This window comes from Pseudanabaena sp. PCC 7367 (genome assembly GCF_000317065.1).
In the GTDB taxonomy this organism is placed as follows: Bacteria; Cyanobacteriota; Cyanobacteriia; order Pseudanabaenales; family Pseudanabaenaceae; genus Thalassoporum; species Thalassoporum mexicanum.
Map to the genome: position 1 here is coordinate 1,713,186 of NC_019701.1, position 15,000 is coordinate 1,728,185.

At 45.1% G+C, this 15,000-nt stretch carries 12 protein-coding genes; 3 read left to right on the plus strand and 9 right to left on the minus strand.

Going from position 1 to position 15,000, the window contains the following annotated elements; genetic code table 11:
• Positions 1-184: 184 nt before the first annotated feature.
• From PSE7367_RS06630 to PSE7367_RS06640, 3 genes are all read right to left on the minus strand, one after another.
• Positions 185-1,831 (minus strand): ABC transporter substrate-binding protein, encoded by a 1,647-nt coding sequence (locus tag PSE7367_RS06630; protein WP_015164603.1) that lies wholly within the window; start codon positions 1,829-1,831, stop codon positions 185-187.
• Between the two features lie 24 nt (positions 1,832-1,855).
• Positions 1,856-2,209 (minus strand): HesB/IscA family protein, encoded by a 354-nt coding sequence (locus tag PSE7367_RS06635; protein WP_015164604.1) that lies wholly within the window; start codon positions 2,207-2,209, stop codon positions 1,856-1,858.
• Positions 2,210-2,454: 245 nt separating this feature from the next.
• On the minus strand, positions 2,455-2,658 hold the full coding sequence (locus PSE7367_RS06640) for a hypothetical protein (RefSeq protein ID WP_015164605.1): 204 nt from the start codon (positions 2,656-2,658) through the stop codon (positions 2,455-2,457).
• Between the two features lie 359 nt (positions 2,659-3,017).
• On the opposite strand from PSE7367_RS06640, the gene PSE7367_RS06645 reads away from it, so the two are divergent.
• Positions 3,018-4,184, plus strand: a complete 1,167-nt coding sequence (locus PSE7367_RS06645; RefSeq protein ID WP_015164606.1) for an LL-diaminopimelate aminotransferase — start codon at positions 3,018-3,020, stop codon at positions 4,182-4,184.
• Positions 4,185-4,202: 18 nt separating this feature from the next.
• Here the strand turns inward: PSE7367_RS06645 and PSE7367_RS06650 are convergent, their stop codons facing one another.
• A complete protein-coding gene (locus tag PSE7367_RS06650) occupies positions 4,203-5,468 on the minus strand; it encodes a zeta toxin family protein (protein ID WP_015164607.1) in 1,266 nt (421 codons plus the stop codon).
• Positions 5,469-6,101: 633 nt separating this feature from the next.
• Between PSE7367_RS06650 and PSE7367_RS06655 the strand changes: the two genes are divergently transcribed.
• Positions 6,102-6,476 (plus strand): hypothetical protein, encoded by a 375-nt coding sequence (locus PSE7367_RS06655; RefSeq protein ID WP_198013449.1) that lies wholly within the window; start codon positions 6,102-6,104, stop codon positions 6,474-6,476.
• 422 nt (positions 6,477-6,898) lie between these two features.
• On the opposite strand, the gene PSE7367_RS06660 is transcribed toward PSE7367_RS06655, so the two are convergent.
• The 4 genes from PSE7367_RS06660 to PSE7367_RS06675 all read right to left on the minus strand — a co-directional run bounded on the left by PSE7367_RS06660 (position 6,899) and on the right by PSE7367_RS06675 (position 11,707).
• Positions 6,899-7,429 carry a gamma carbonic anhydrase family protein gene (locus PSE7367_RS06660; protein WP_015164609.1) on the minus strand — a complete coding sequence of 177 codons (531 nt, stop codon included), beginning with the start codon at positions 7,427-7,429 and terminating at the stop codon, positions 6,899-6,901.
• Between the two features lie 98 nt (positions 7,430-7,527).
• The gene (locus tag PSE7367_RS06665; protein ID WP_015164610.1) at positions 7,528-9,387 is read right to left on the minus strand and encodes a sensor histidine kinase; all 1,860 of its coding nucleotides are present in this window, start codon (positions 9,385-9,387) and stop codon (positions 7,528-7,530) included.
• A 315-nt stretch (positions 9,388-9,702) separates the two neighbouring features.
• Positions 9,703-10,785 (minus strand): dTDP-glucose 4,6-dehydratase, encoded by a 1,083-nt coding sequence (rfbB, locus tag PSE7367_RS06670; RefSeq protein ID WP_015164611.1) that lies wholly within the window; start codon positions 10,783-10,785, stop codon positions 9,703-9,705.
• Between the two features lie 160 nt (positions 10,786-10,945).
• Positions 10,946-11,707, minus strand: a complete 762-nt coding sequence (locus PSE7367_RS06675; RefSeq protein WP_015164612.1) for a hypothetical protein — start codon at positions 11,705-11,707, stop codon at positions 10,946-10,948.
• A 661-nt stretch (positions 11,708-12,368) separates the two neighbouring features.
• On the opposite strand from PSE7367_RS06675, the gene cysC reads away from it, so the two are divergent.
• Positions 12,369-12,911, plus strand: a complete 543-nt coding sequence (gene cysC, locus PSE7367_RS06680) for an adenylyl-sulfate kinase (RefSeq protein WP_015164613.1) — start codon at positions 12,369-12,371, stop codon at positions 12,909-12,911.
• Positions 12,912-13,119: 208 nt separating this feature from the next.
• Here the strand turns inward: cysC and PSE7367_RS06685 are convergent, their stop codons facing one another.
• Positions 13,120-14,994, minus strand: coding sequence for a hypothetical protein (locus tag PSE7367_RS06685; RefSeq protein WP_041698360.1), 1,875 nt, complete (start codon positions 14,992-14,994; stop codon positions 13,120-13,122).
• Positions 14,995-15,000: the final 6 nt, after the last annotated feature.

Here is a 15,000-nt window from a genome sequence, read left to right on the forward strand (position 1 = left end):
TACCCGATCGTGAGGATTCGGCAAGATTAGATGCTGATAAGCGATCCCGTGAAAATATCTATGGTGCAGTTTACCGCTAATCCTTAATATTTTGTAACTTAAATATTTTGTAACTTAATATGTCCCTCAGCACAACTCAGGGGCAAAGCGATCGCAATTAAATTGGTTAGTAACTGACTCGATATCACTTACTAATCGACCAATAGGGTAATTGTTGGGTTGGCTCGATCGTTACGCCCTTTATGCCTTTCCCAGCAAATGCATATTCTTTGTTTTGCCACAGCGGAATAAACGGCACATCCCGCGCCAGGATTTCTTGAATTCTTCCTAACATCTGGTTTCGCTCGATCGGGTCTTGCTCGATTCGCTGCTGGGCGATCAATTTGTTCATCTCTTCATTGTTGTAAAAAGAACCCCAATATTTGGTGCTGCCATCAATGCAACCATTTTCGTCGGCCTCATTACAGCGGAGAAAAGGCGAGATGAAGTTGTCAGGGTCAAAAAAGTCAGGAATCCAATCCAGCAAAAAGGTGGGATATGCGCCCTCTTCAATGAAAGCATAGGCGGTGGTTTTCGGCACTTTATCTAATTTCACCTTGATGATATTGCCCAAATTACGCTCGATCACTGCCTTGAGCGTACTAACCACCAGATCGCCACTACCGGCATATTGGGGGGGATACCACAAATTCAATAGCAAAGGATTTTGGTCAGAATAGCCAGCCTCTGCTAGTAATTGCCGCGCCAGTTCACCATTGCCATCGCCATATCGTTCTTGAAAAGTAGGCTTATAGGCATTGAATGTGATCGGCACCATGCTATAAACCGGCGTGCGTTGATTCAGGAATACCCGTTTTTGCAGCAAAGGCCGATCGATCGCCGCCGCGATCGCCTGTCGCACTCGCACATCATCCAAGGGTGGCTGCTTCACATTTACCACCATAAATAAAAGCGTTGCCCCCTGGCCCGATGTCACTGTCCAACCTTCGGCAGCAGCGTTATCTTCAATATTCTTGATCTGGGTGGGGCTGAGGGTTTGAAATGCCACATCCACCGCCCCGGTTTTAAAGGCATTGAGCAGATTGCCATTGGAGGAAATAAACTGCATGTCGATCCCAGCGTTGGCAGGCTTTTCGCCCCAATAATCCGCGAACGCATCCAGGCGCAATACATTGCCTTCTTTATATTCAATGAGCTGATATGGGCCAGTGCCGACCAGGTTATTCGGCTGAAATTCTGTACTTTCAGCATAGGCCGTCGGGGAGATCGCCCCCGCTCCCGTAAAGGCAAGCAGCTTGGGGAAAAATTGCAGCGGCTGTTTGAGTTTGATTACCAGTTCTGTGACTGAGGTAGCCTCCACCGATTCCACATCATCGAGCAGGAAAGAAGGAGAACCATCTAGATCGATAAACCGTTGCAACGAAAACGCCATCGCCGTCGCATCAAAATCAGTCCCATCATGGAATTTAACCCCCTCCCGAATTGGGATCCGATAGGTTAAACCATCGGCGCTAATCTCAGGTAGGGCAGTTGCCAATTGGGGCACAATTTCGGTTGTACCGGGGGCATAGGTATAGAGCCGATCGAGCGTATTAAATAATATATTGCCGGAGAGTAACTCAAAGGCATCGGCGGGATCGAGGGTACGCAATTCACCGATCGTGCCGATCGTGATCCGGTTCGCTGCATTCGTGCCAGTGGGATCAGGGGCATTGGGCTGATTACCAACATTACTACAAGCAAAAAGAATGCTGACTAGCAGCAGGCTAACCAGCACATATTTTAAAAACTTGAAGCCACGCTTAAACCAACGTTTGATCGTGTAATTCACTTAATGGCACTTAAATTTAAATAACTAGCTACAGCTAACTGGCTCGCCCACTTCTTTGGGGGTTGCGAACGAAGTACCACAGCTACAGGACTTACTAGCATTGGGATTGCGGAATCTAAACCCACCCCCCATCAGATCTTCGGTGTAGTCAAGCTCTAGCCCCTTAAGCTGGCCTAAATCTTCTTCACCAATCACAATATTCACGCCACTACATTCATACTCATGATCGGTGGCTTGTAGCTGATCGGCAAATTCCATCACATAGGACAGGCCAGAACACCCCCCCTTTTTGATCCCTAACCTCAATGGCGCTGTGGTACTTTTTTGATTTTGCAGGCTTCTAACCCGGCTAACTGCGGCTTCAGTAAGAACGATCATATCCAGAACCTCTTTGTTTATCTATACTATGCAATATTTGGGCAATATTTGGGCAATATTTGGGCGATGAGCTGATTAATCTGCAAGTAAATCCAGATGTTATGTGAGTCATGGGTTTGATTGTTCTAGACAACCAACCCAGGTTTGGAGCGATTAGCCAGATGAATTTAGGCAAAGATATCACCAATCCGCAACCAGCTAATTATCTTTGAGCCATCTGCATGGGCAGATCTATGCTAATCAGCTTAATCATCAACTACAACCAAAGCTATACTAGCAAGAGCAACATTGGTATATCCGGCTACCTTTACAAACTTATACAAAGGCTTAGTCAGTAAACACTTGTGAACACCCAGTTTACGCACTCCCTTATCCAGGAATAGGCCAGAGAACAGGTGGAAATCGCGGTGGGCTCTGATTACCTTAGCTAGTTTCTTTTTACAAAGCATATTTTCTACTTTCCCGATCGCGTCTAATTGAAATCTAACTTAAGCGGATTTAACAGAGTCTAGACTTATAATTTTACTACGATCGGATTGGGGTTGGTTTATGTAGCCAATTATAGACAAATATATATGGCTGTGCGATTTATTAGCGATTTTGTTTATGGCTAATGAAGATATATTAACTTGAAAGCCAGGTAGTTGGGAGTTAAGCAATTTAGTAGATGTTGCCACTGTATTGATTCATAACTCAGGTCATCCAGGTCATTTGTAATGCCGATCCATTACCGATCCATTTAAGTCCCTTCAAGCCATTTGATTTCTTTGATTCATAAGTATTTTAGTGTTTTGATCCCCTAAGTATTATGCAGTTTGCCGATCGCCTTAAATCTCTGAGTGCCAATGTATTTGCCGACATGGATGTGGCCAAGGCAGCCGCGATCGCAGCAGACCAGCACTTAATCGATCTGTCTTTGGGTTCCTCTGACCTGCCGACGGAAGGGTATATTCTGGAAGCGATCGCCCAGGCACTCCAAGACCCCACCACCCACGGCTATGCATTGTTCCAAAGCACTAGAGATTTTCGGGTGGCGGCAGCAAATTGGTATGCCCAAAAGTTTGGGATTACGGTTGACCCAGATACGGAAGTTCTGGCGCTAATTGGCTCCCAAGAAGGCACTGCCCATTTGCCCTTAGCATTGCTCAACCCCGGTGATTTTGCCCTGTTGCAAGATCCTGGCTACCCCTCTCACTATGGCGGTGTTTATTTAGCCAGTGGTCAAATGTATGGGATGCCGCTGCTGGCGGAGCATAATTTTTTGCCTGTGTTTAGTGATATCCCTACGCCTGTATTACAATCGGCCAAAATGATGGTGTTGAGCTATCCCCACAATCCCACCGCCGCGATCGCTAACTTAGACTTTTTCACTGAGGCCGTGGAATTTTGCCAGCAGTATAACCTTGCGCTGGTGCATGATTTTCCCTATGTAGATCTGGTGTTTGATCGCAGTCAACCGCCTTCGATTTTGCAAGCCGATCGGCAGCGGCAAGTGGCGATCGAATTTTTCACCATGTCCAAGTCCTATAATATGGGCGGCTTTCGGGTTGGCTTTGCGATCGGTAATCAGGCTTTAATCAAGGCATTGCGGCAGGTGAAGGCGGCAGTTGATTTTAATCAATATCGGGGCATTTTGCGGGGCGCGATCGTTGCTTTAGCAGGAAGTCAAGAGCCGATCGATCGGATGGTGCAAACTTTTCAGGATCGCCGCGATGCAATGGTCAAGGCTTTGGCGGAAATTGGCTGGAAAGTACCAACCCCAAGCGCAACGATGTATATCTGGGCGCGATTGCCAGAGCGGTTTGCATCTGACTCAGTTAAATTCTGCCAGGATTTAGTTCAGGCCACTGGGGTTGCCCTCTCACCTGGTAAAGGGTTTGGCAAAAGTGGCGAAGGTTATGTGCGTTTTGCCCTGGTGCATCCGCCATCGGTGTTGCAGGAGTCGGCGCGGCGGATTGGTGAGTTTATTAACTAACCTTCAATTAAACATTAACTAAAGCTGGCCTGCTTTCAATCGCGCCAGGAAGTCAGCATTCCGAAATTGGGGCTCCCCCTTTTCATACCTGGCCACCAGGGGCGGTTCCTTGCCAAACTCCACGTTAGTGTCATAGAGATAACCGCGATCGGCAGCGATCACGACCTGTTCGGCATGTTGCGCGATTTTTTCATAGGAATCTGTTACCACCTCTAGCGGGATAAACCGACCAGTGCGTTCCCCCCGGTTGATCACCCGTTCCACACCAATTTGGGCAGGCAACATTGCCCCAATCACGGTCACATGGTAGCCCCGCGATTGCAGGATACTAATTAACTTCAGCGCCTCTTCACGATCAGAAAGAGTGCCATCCCAGCAAAAACTCCGCTGAGTTTGGATCGACTCATTGCGGGTACGTCTGGCCAACAAAGATGATTCCTCATGGACACGACTGGCAGTGAGGCGATCTTTCGCTGCCAAACCTGCCTGGTATTCGGCAAAATCAGCCTTGAAATCATCGGCATTAATGATCGTGCCCGCCTGGCATAGATCGAGCTGCCGCAGTACCGTGCTTTTACCAGAACCAGGGCCACCCATGGTTAGGATCGCTTCTAGTTGTTCACTTTGAGCCACAGACTGCGCCAAGCGTTGCGCCACCAGAAATTCATATAGTAACTGCCGCTCGATATTGTCTGCGTAGGTGGTCAGGGTGCCGTTACGATCGACCCTGGGGTCAACCATCCCATCCAAACCATCCCGCCAGGGGGAATAGGTGGGATTCAGCTCGGCAATGAAGCGATCGGTAGAGTCGATTTTCTCCGCATATTGTTTAATAATTCCATAGCACGATGTCCCTTCACCACAGGGATCAAACCGCCGTTGGTTGGCCTCCGCTAACATCAGCCCTACGATCGTCTGGCGATATTCAAATGCCCGTTCTAAGCGTGGGTCAATCGCGCCCTGTGATCGCTCAAGCGAGGGAGCAATTTCAGCGGCGATCGCATTATTACCAAGGTCAATCAGACGCTTAGCAGAATTAGGGGCATTATTATCATGACCGCTAAGGCGAGATGGGGAGAGGTTTTGCCCTGGATTTGCAGCAACTGTACTCGTGATCAGACTGGCTGATTTGGCAGGATTAGCATGGGTTAAAAACAGGCGATCGCCATTGCTATCAATGTTATTAAAGGCAATGGGCATAATCGCAAACACGATCGCTGCCAAAATAAATAGCTTGCTCTTTTTGAGGATTTTGGTGCTTAGTCGGCTTTGGGATCGCGGCATAGTTCTGTATTGGGCTTGAAATGGCTATTTAGTTTAAATATTCTTTGGCCAGAGCATATTTTAATCTGCTCACAAGACCAGCATCTTAGCAATAGCATACCCACCTTAAATCCAGCTTAATTTGGGCAAGGGCAATTGAGCCCCATAGTTAAACATGCTTAAATATTAGGGCACAGATTGGGTACTATCTAACGTAATTGCCTTGCAACTGGATCAATTTCAACTCGATCGATTGGGCAGAATATTACTTGGTATTACTTGGTATTACTTATGCATTGCCTGGTGCTATGCGCTATGCCTATAGTTCGATCGGTCAAGAGCATAAATGGTTAAAAATACTTGCATAATCATTTATGGCTATTGGTTTGGTTGTTTAGAATCAGACAGGCAAAATAATTAAGAGGTTTTGAGATTTAATAACCTTATCTAGACCTGGGTGATTAGTTCAGGTGCTTAGGATGCAATTAAGCGATTAATAGCAATTAACTGCAATTAACCAAGCTGCGGCTAACCGCCATCAAAATAAAAAACCTCAAAACACAAATCTAAGGAGCTAACGTGAGAATTATTGCTTTTGCCCTATCACTACTGATTGGCTTTCTATCCTTCTTGCCTGTAGCCTGGGCCGCAGACATGAACATCAGCATTCAGGGTGACGATCGCTACATCACCATAAAAGATGACGGCACCCTTTATGGGCCTGGCCAAAGTCTGGTGGGTAAAGTAAAGCGCAATGGTGAATATGCCGATCTTGAGGGCAATGTTTTATTTAAGCTAGAAAAAAATGGTAAGCTGCTCGATCGCAATGGTGACTTACTGTTCACGATCGAGAATACTGGCAAAATGATCAATATGGCTGGTCAAGAAATCGGCAAGATGGACAAGGAAGGCAATATTTTGACTCCCAATGGCGACAAGGTGGGCGTAATTACCAATTGCTGCAAGAGTGCGACCAAGATGCAAAAGGCGGCAGCTTTCATGCTTACGTTCGTGAGTGTGAAAAAATAGAGCGATATAGAGCGATCTATTTAAGTGATTGGTTCTTAGTCAAGACTTTTTGCTTGATTTTGATGCAATACAATTCCATCTAATATTTAATTATTTAATTATTTAATCTGGCAGGGCGATCACTTCGACTCTGCCATTTTGCTTACTTACTGGAGTTTAAACAAAAAATTCCCAATAAAAAACCGACAACATTGCTGCCGGTCACCCAGGTATGTGTGGAGAGATGTAAGTGTGCTTGATTAATAGATTAATCCCAATTAAGGTCTAGAGCATCGCCCAGGCGGGTAGTCCGTTTGGGTGATATCGCTGATATCTTGTCAGGCAAGCAAAAGTAAGTTTAATTTGGGGCGATCGCTTTAGCTAAATACAAGCTAAATACAAATTAGTAAAAATTAGTAAAAATTAGTGCAAATCAACTCAAATCAATAAAAGCCTTTATCAGTACCAGTTCCCGCATGAACTTGTGCCAACTTATAATATTTTTCAGCATGGGTAATTAAATCTGCGATCTCAGGTTCGCTCAGCTCGCGCCGTACCTTCGCCGGAATCCCAGCCACCACCACACCATCGGGCACATTTTTAGTTACCACTGCGCCAGCGCCCACAATGCTACCCACGCCCACTTTCACCCCTTCCAAAATAATTGCGCCGATGCCAATCAGGCTACCGCGACCGATCGCCAGGCCATGAATCGTAGCGCGGTGGCCGATCGTCACATAATCATCAATTTCGAGGGCGGGGCCAGGATCACCATGCAAGATCGCACCATCTTGAATATTGCTACACCGACCCACATGAATTGCATTAACATCAGCCCGCACCACTGCGCCATACCAAATACTGGTTTGCTCCGCCAGCATTACATCCCCCACCACGATCGCATCAGCAGCCACAAACGCAGCCGCACTGAGATCAGGAATTAGCAAACTTGAATTGGAATCTGGTTGGAGCATAGTGAAATAGGTTCTTAAATGCTAGGTAATTGGTAATGCTTAATATTACCAACTGCGCTACCAGCTAAAAGAAAATCCTGGCGATCGCCTTCACTCAGTTACTTTTTTGCGGTTGCCTGTTTGATCGGAATTATAATTGTAAACTCAGCGCCACCACCATGTATGTCAGAACTGCAGGTTAGAATCCCATTGTGGGTTTCAGTCACAATTTGATGGGAGATCGCCATCCCCAGCCCAGTGCCCTGACCAACTGGCTTGGTGGTAAAGAATGGATCGAACAGCTTGTCAACCACATCCAGACTCATACCAGGGCCATTGTCGGCAATTCGGATCTCAACGTATTTACCCTCTATAACCGTGGTTGAAATCTTAATCTGGCTGGGATTTTCCTTTACCTGGTTATAGGTTCGCCTGCTATTCTGCTCGTCGATCGCATCGATCGCATTAGAGAGAATATTCATAAACACCTGATTCATCTGTCCGGCATAGCATTCTACCTTGGGCAGGTTGCCATATTCCTTGGTTACCTGAATCGCCGGATGCTCTGATTTCACTTTCAAGCGATTGTGCAGAATTACCAGGGTGCTATTGAGGCCTTCATGGAGATCGACTTCCTTCACATCAGCTTCATCCAGACGCGAGAAGGTACGCAGTGATTTCACAATATCGCGGATTCTGACCGAACCAGTATTCATTGATTCCAGCATTTTAGAGAAGTCTTCTTTCATGAAGTCCAGCTCGATCGCCTCGATCTCTGCTTCGATCTCAGGGGTGGGGTTAGGATAATGTTTTTGGTAAAGTTCAACCAACCCTAGCAAATCCTGGCTATAGCCACGTACGTGGGAAAGATTGCCATGAATAAAATTAACTGGGTTATTGATTTCGTGGGCGATCCCAGCTACCAATTGCCCCAAACTAGACATTTTCTCGGTTTGCACCAATCTGGCTTCTGCGGCCTTGCGCTCGGTTAATAACTTCCTGACCCGATTGATTAGTTTATTGAGTGAGGCAGTTAGCACACCAACTTCATCGCCAGTGGTCACTGGAGCCTGGAGCGTGAAATCTTCTTCATTAGTAACTCTTTCGGCGATCGCAGTAGTCTCGGCCAGCGGATTAGCGATCGCTCTTGACATCCAGTAGGCGATTGCACTGGCAAGCAGCGCAGAAATGATCAGCGAGATGGCAATAATGCTGTTACGCAATTTTATGACCTGAGCAGTTGAATCCTCAACTTCTTCCTCTTCCTGTTCAAGTACATGCTCTAATTCTCTTATAGTTTTGACAAAGTTGCGAACATCATTAGCATGGTTATCTTGGGATAATAAACCAATTAATGCGGTGATTCCCTCTATATCTTCTGCTTGCAGGTTCACCGCATCAAACTGATTGAGCACTGCCTCGATCTTGCTAAAGTGGCCTACCAGGGTTTGGTCATAAATATCTGTTAACTCTTCAATTAATTCTGTTTTCTCTTCGCTCTCCTCTACCAGTGATTCCTGGCTTATTTGCTGCATAAGTTGGATATGCTTTTCCAGCCCATCTAGATTTTCATAAAATCCAGAAACATCTACCCTAAATAGTTCTGGGTCAAATTCCCTGGCCCCCAGACGAGCCGAGGAAACTTCCAGTCTCAGCAGCGAAGATTCAACGCCATGAATAACATGCAATTCTTCCATGATATCTTGCCGAGCTTCCCTGGTACTTTTTAAATGGGAGTTGCCAATTACCAGACCCACAACCGCACCTAAGGTAGAAATGCCGATCGCTACAATAAAGCCAGTGGCCACCTTTTTGCCAATCGACCAATTAGAAAACGTCAAGCCATTCCCCCCCTTACGACTCTTGGTATTCTGACTTTTTGATTTGCTTGCAGCCGGTGGAAAACCACTGGTAAGGGCGATCGGCTGATTTTTAGCTCGATCGTCTGCTTCCATATATTTGCTGTTTGACGGAACCATAAGTCTGTATTTCCAGAGAACAATGTCTCGATCACATAAATCCTGCTTTAGTAAATCAGTTTAGATATATTGGTTGGCAAGCGTCAGTGGGAAAAAGTGGGTTTCCTCCCAAGCAGCAAGATATCTAGACAAAGATTAAGCAAAAATTAAAATAAGCTGATTACAAAAAATTCAAAGTCTGTATTTTTGTCTGTATTTTTACAAAAGAGTAAATTTTTGATTTCAGCTTCATTGATTTTATTTAAGAGTGGCGCATAGGCTGGCAGAATCCGCAAAAGTCACTCAACAAATTATATTGTTGAAACCTGATTGTAATTAGCGCTGCCCATAGTTTTGCTGGAGCCAATCCTGGTATGCTCCCGATCGCACCTGTTCGATCCAGAAGCCATTGGCCAAATACCATTCGATCGTTTTGCGTAGGCCCGACTTAAAGCTTTCCTGCGGTTGCCAGCCCAGATCTTGTTTGAGTTTGCGACAATCGATCGCATAGCGGCGATCGTGGCCAGGGCGATCGGTGACGAAGGTAATCAGGCTTTTTCTTTCTAATCCTGGTTGAGGCTTAATTTCGTCGAGAAGATTACAAATCAGGGTGACCACGTCTATATTGGCCTCTTCGCTTTCACCGCCAATATTATAAGTAGTACCGATCGCAGCATTATTTAAAACCGTGTAGATCGCATCGCAATGATCTTCCACATACAACCAATCGCGGATATTCTGGCCATCACCATAAACAGGCAGGGGCTTGCCTTCGAGGGCATTGAGAATCATCAATGGAATTAGTTTTTCGGGGAATTGGAACGGCCCATAATTATTTGAGCAATTGGTGGTGAGCGTGGGCAGGCCATAGGTGTGGTGATAGGCTCGCACCAGATGATCGGCCGCCGCCTTGGAAGCCGCATAGGGGCTGTTGGGAGCATAGGCGGTAGTCTCGGAAAAAGCGGGATCGGTGCGATCGAGTGATCCATAGACCTCATCGGTGGACACATGCAAAAAGCGAAACTGCTCAGGATTAGCTAAACCCTGCCAATATTTACGTGTTGCTTCGAGCAGGTCAAATGTGCCCACCACATTAGTGTGAATAAATTGGCCAGGATTGACGATCGAGCGATCGACATGGCTCTCCGCCGCAAAGTTGACGATCGCATCGGGTTGATACTGCTGCAACAGGTAGCTAACTAATTCTTGATTGCCAATATCACCACGCACAAATACATAACCCGGATCATCAACCAGGCTAGCCAGGGTTTGCAGGTTGCCAGCATAGGTGAGTTTATCTAGATTAATAATTCGCTCGACCCAATTTTGTTGTCGCGCCTTCAGCACAAAGTTAGCGCCAATAAACCCAGCTCCACCCGTGACTAAGTAGGTTTTGCGATCGCCTTTTGCTACATCCATAAATTAATTTGATCACTCAATTGATTTAACTTGCCAGGATTAGTTTAGCTGTTTGGGTAGCGCATCTCACTATTTGCCAGCAGTTGCGTCTAACGACCTAATATTGGCGATCGCCATACTTTAAGTCAACCAAAACTCAAGCAAAACGCAACCAGGTTACTTACAAAAAGCGCTTGCGGAAAATTGCCTCGATCGGATTGAAGCTATAATTACCCAACCACCGCTCATAGGCCGTTTTTTGGCGCATCTTCAACGCAAACTCAGTCGAAAAAATTTCGCCATCCTCATAAAAATTGATCGGCAGTTCCTCAATCTCCGGGATCGTTTGCTGTTCCAGTGAGGTGATGTAGTTGGAGACTAGCTCCCGCTGTTTTGAGGTATCGCCATACTCAGATTTGATACTCTCGATCGTGGATAGCACTTCATTGGCCTTGGGTGGACTAATATCATCCCGGCTAAAGAACTGGTCATAGTTCGGCTTAGATTCCGGTTCGGGTAGCTCTGCTGCGGCAAAACAACGATTAACAATCCTGAGCCCAGTGGCATGGGCAGTCTGGCGGCTGATATGGGCATCGAAAAAGGCGATCGCCTTGACCACCCGATCAAACGAATCTAAATCAAAATAGCCCTGGATTGAATCACCATGACCTGAGCTATTGGCATCAACTAACCCAAAATTTCCTAACACAATAGGGCGATCGCTGGCCGCTAGCTTACGGGCACTTTTTTTGAATTTGAGCGACTGGGTTTCCTGGCCATAGCGCCATTCCCAACCAGTCGAGCGATCGCTCTGGTCAATGCTATGCATACAATCCAAATTTGCAAAAGCCTGGCATAGGGTGGAGCGATCGGCAATGCCGTAATATAACCTGGCCGGTTGATACAGCTCTCCTGTGCTTGTAATTGCTGGCGATCGTCGCAATTTCACCCTTAATATTATTTAAATATATAAACAAAGAATTGATGTTGCTAGTTAAGTTTAACCAATAATTTAAGCAACATGGCAATATGTTTTCGGGTTGTTAAATATTCAAAGAATGGCAGATTAAAGTAACTTACTAGCCAACCTATCAGCATCTACACTCAGCATCTACGCTAGATGTATTTCCAAATGCACAGACAAATTCTTTAGTCAGAATCCAAGATCATAAAACAAGATCATAAAAAGTTATCGCTTGCCTAGCCCAACGGCTTTTTTAGGCATATTGTTCTAACTTATAACGCAAAGAGAGAGCCGATAACTTTCCGTGTTTCGTTTCGGCTCTCAGCTTCGGTTCGCTCCTCACACTGAAAAAAAGTATAGCGTATAATTGCACCACCTTTGATCCTAAAACAGCAAAATATAGCGCCAAACTCTACCACTTTAGGCATACATCTAGTTAATCAAGTATGGCTTCAACCATCTTTTGGGCTGATTTGTGAGCCATAGATCTTAAGCGTTATGCTTACACGGCAATTGTTGTTATCTCAAACTTCCAAAAAGGTATTATTATTTTCGCTAGCGTTTTAGTTCCGGTTAGTTTTACGAGCTAAACACCTAGCATAATCAATCATGATCCAGTCAAACTAATAATTGAGATTAAATGGAAAAATTCGGCACAACAATTTGGTTCACAGGGCTAAGTGGGGCTGGCAAAACTACGATCGGTTCCCAGGTAGCTAAAGAACTGCGCGATCGGCAATATAAAGTCGAAGTCCTCGATGGAGATATTGTGCGCGAAAACCTGACCAAAGGGTTGGGATTCAGCCGCGAAGATCGAGATGAAAATATTCGCCGAATTGGTTTCGTGGCTAATTTACTCACTCGTAATGGCGTGGTGGTAATTGTGTCAGCGATCTCTCCCTACAATGAAATCCGCCAACATATTAAAGAAACGATCGGTAACTTTATTGAGGTTTTTGTTAATTCACCTTTGTCAGTGTGCGAAGCCAGGGATGTGAAGGGCTTATATAAACGAGCCAGAGCCGGTGAGATTAAGAATTTTACTGGCATTGATGACCCTTACGAAGCGCCGATCGATCCGGAGGTGGAATGTAGAACCGATCAAGAAACCGAGGCACAAAGCATAGCTAAGGTGATCGCTAAGTTTGAGGAACTACAAGCCCAATTGCAGAAAGACAGTTAACTGAGCTAGCATTTTGCCATAGAGTTACTTGGTAAAAACTCTTTGAATAACCGTTCAATACCAGTTCAATATTGGTTCAATATTGATTCAATGTTAATTCAATAAAAAACAACGATCGCTACAGCCGCAATCGGGTTTTCAGGCGATCGCCAGTAATGACAAATTAACAATTCCAAGGCTCGATCGAACTCAAATTATTTGAGTTTTTTTATTGCCGTCGTACATAAGTCGCCAGGCTGCCATAGGTATGCAACTTGGTGTAATTAGCTTGAATACATTGATCTAAAATCGGCAACACATCTGCGAGCAAGTGGGTATGGCGATCGCCAAAACTAAGTTTCTCCACCGCGTCATGCACAATTAGCTTAGGTTTGGCAGCAGCTAATTCACTACAGATCCGTTCTTGTTTTTGGGCAGTGGGGCGAGCATATAAATCAATCAGGGAATCGTAATAGGTGGGATTAGAGCGTTGCGAAAGCCCATAGAAAGGGAACGTAAAAGGAATCACAAAAATTGGCTCACCCGGTTGGGTATAGGTTTCGATTTCCTGGATTACCCGCTGCACAAACTCAGCTTCACCTTGCCGGAGCATAAACTGTCCTGCAGGAGCCGAGATCTGGGTCACCTGCCGATTAGTTGAAATCAGCAATCGCGGCAGATTATAGACCAGCAAGATCGCTAGCGGCAAGCCAATCACTAACAGCATCCTTTGATACCAAAAAGCCAATCTAGCTTGGTGTCGCCTTGGTGAATCTAAATCTTGCGCATTTTTTGTCTGGCATCTAGTCTGATCAACATCAGGGATATAAATATACGGAAGCGATCGCCACTTTTGCCATATCACCATAACTAGGAACGGAGCCAGAACCAGTAGCGGAAATAGCACATAGGTTAGATAACCAAAATCACTGCGCCCCAGGCAACGGGGAAAACTCAAGCAAATCCAGCCAATTAATAGTAAAACTTTGTTAACCGCAGTTCGGGTTAAATAATTCTGGTACAACACGAAAGCAACAGAGATCGCCACCAAAAATGGAAAGCTGTATAGCGTAAGCTTAGGCACAATCCAATTTAGATATGCTATACCGCTGGCAAGATTTATATCTATCGGCGGTTTCACTGCCACGACATTATAAAAGTAGGGCAGATTCAAGGATGTACCATGTTGGATTGCATCAATGAATATAGCCGGAAGCATTGCTTTAAAAAATGAAAAGCAAGCGATCGCCATAATCGCCAGGGTCAAACCAAACCCGCTACTTAGAGCCAATATATCGCTTAAACATGAGTGCGATCGCTCTAGTCGCTGCGATCGGTTACATTCATTTAACAGCTCTGATTGCTCTATTTGCAATAACTGCGGCGATTTTCCAGCTTGTTTAATATTCTGGGGAGCAATATTCTGAGGAGCAATATTTTTGAAATCTGGTAAGCCACTATTTAAACATTGGTAATGTCGATGATCCGGCTCACTAGTTGTTGCTAAATCAGCACGAGCATAATTTCGAGCATAATTTTTAAGTAAGTAGCGATCGGCCAGAAGCGTAATAACTACAGCCACAAAAAAAACACTGGCTAGTTCAAATCTAATCGAAAAAGCTAGGGCAATGAAACAACCAGCGATTGCTAAGGCAATAGATAGGCTCTGTTTTTTGGGCGTAGCTAATTGCTCTATTACTCGAGAATCATCGATCTTCGCATCAAAGTGCTCAAAAATCAATAAACAAGCAATCAAGAGCGGAATTATATAAATATTAATTAAGGTAATAATATTGGTATAAATTAAAACTGCCGTAATGATCGCAGTGATGTTATTGCCCAGTTTCCGAGCCAGTTGGAATCCCAATAGACTAGCCAAAATTTTAACAGCAGCAAAAAAAAACGGAATAATATCCAGCCGATCGCCAAACAATTTCACAAAGAAGGCTGGTAAATAGACTTCGCCAGGCGGAAAAAGCAGCCAAAAATCCCGATAGGGCAGATCACCCTTTAGCACCCGATAGACATTATTAACATATTCACCATAATCACCAGTGCTGAGCAGATTATGTTGGCTCTGAAAGGCATGATTAGTAAAAATCAACCCTAA

Coding starts and splice junctions, on each gene's coding strand:
- PSE7367_RS06665 (WP_015164610.1), bottom strand. CDS start 9,387: ATGGTTCCGTCAAACAGCAAATATATGGAAGCAGACGATCGAGCTAAA.
- PSE7367_RS06660 (WP_015164609.1), bottom strand. CDS start 7,429: ATGCTCCAACCAGATTCCAATTCAAGTTTGCTAATTCCTGATCTCAGT.
- rfbB (WP_015164611.1), bottom strand. CDS start 10,785: ATGGATGTAGCAAAAGGCGATCGCAAAACCTACTTAGTCACGGGTGGA.
- PSE7367_RS06645 (WP_015164606.1), top strand. CDS start 3,018: ATGCAGTTTGCCGATCGCCTTAAATCTCTGAGTGCCAATGTATTTGCC.
- PSE7367_RS06655 (WP_198013449.1), top strand. CDS start 6,102: ATGAACATCAGCATTCAGGGTGACGATCGCTACATCACCATAAAAGAT.
- PSE7367_RS06650 (WP_015164607.1), bottom strand. CDS start 5,468: ATGCCGCGATCCCAAAGCCGACTAAGCACCAAAATCCTCAAAAAGAGC.
- PSE7367_RS06640 (WP_015164605.1), bottom strand. CDS start 2,658: ATGCTTTGTAAAAAGAAACTAGCTAAGGTAATCAGAGCCCACCGCGAT.
- cysC (WP_015164613.1), top strand. CDS start 12,369: ATGGAAAAATTCGGCACAACAATTTGGTTCACAGGGCTAAGTGGGGCT.
- PSE7367_RS06635 (WP_015164604.1), bottom strand. CDS start 2,209: ATGATCGTTCTTACTGAAGCCGCAGTTAGCCGGGTTAGAAGCCTGCAA.